This is a genomic window from Bacillus sp. P4_D3 (genome assembly GCF_056401855.1).
Genome location: NZ_JBFUIN010001157.1, coordinates 1 through 742, shown reverse-complemented (window position 1 = coordinate 742; position 742 = coordinate 1). Strand labels below are relative to the sequence as shown.

Genomic DNA, 742 nt, shown 5'->3' with positions numbered 1-742 from the left:
GTACTTGGCTTGTTAGTGGAATGAACCGCAAAGAAGCACACCCCTTCTATGAAAAATTGGGCTATGAAGTAAATGGGTATCGATTTGTAAAACATTTTTAAACTACTGGTACAAAGAAAGGACTGTAACTATGAAAAACATTGAAGCTATTTTCATTGATCGTGACGGAACAATTGGCGGTGATACTACAATACATTATCCAGGTTCTTTCACATTATTTCCTTTTACAAAGGAATCTTTACAAAAGTTAAAAGCTCAAAATATTAAACTATTCTCTTTTACGAATCAACCAGGTATCGCGGATGGAAAAGCAACTGCGAATGATTTTGTGCAAGAATTAAAAGGGTTTGGTTTTGATGATATTTACCTTTGTCCTCATAAACATGGTGGCGGATGTGAATGCCGCAAACCGAGCACAGGTATGCTCCTGCAAGCAGCAGAAAAACATAGGCTTGATTTAACAAAATGCGCTGTAATCGGTGATCGCTGGACTGATATTGTTGCTGGTGCAAAAGTAAATGCAACAACAATATTAGTTCGAACTGGTGCTGGATATGATTCTTTACATACGTTCCGAGACAAATGGGCACATATTGAACCGAATTACATTGCAGAAAACTTTGAAGACGCTACAAATTGGATTTTAAATCATCAATAAAAAAATCAAATGAGACGTCTTCACTTTGAAAACGTCTCATTTAACTATATATATTTCAAAAAGTTAATTCATAATGGAAATAAC

At 35.3% G+C, this 742-nt stretch carries 1 protein-coding gene and 1 pseudogene; both read left to right on the top strand.

All coding sequences use genetic code 11. From position 1 onward, the window contains the following. Nucleotides 1–101: pseudogene (locus AC1DTM_RS29960) on the top strand (GNAT family N-acetyltransferase); the annotation flags it as partial. Between the two features lie 29 nt (nucleotides 102–130). Next, complete coding sequence (locus AC1DTM_RS29955) at nucleotides 131–658, top strand: HAD-IIIA family hydrolase (RefSeq protein WP_477001644.1); 528 nt, start codon at nucleotides 131–133, stop codon at nucleotides 656–658. Nucleotides 659–742: the final 84 nt, after the last annotated feature.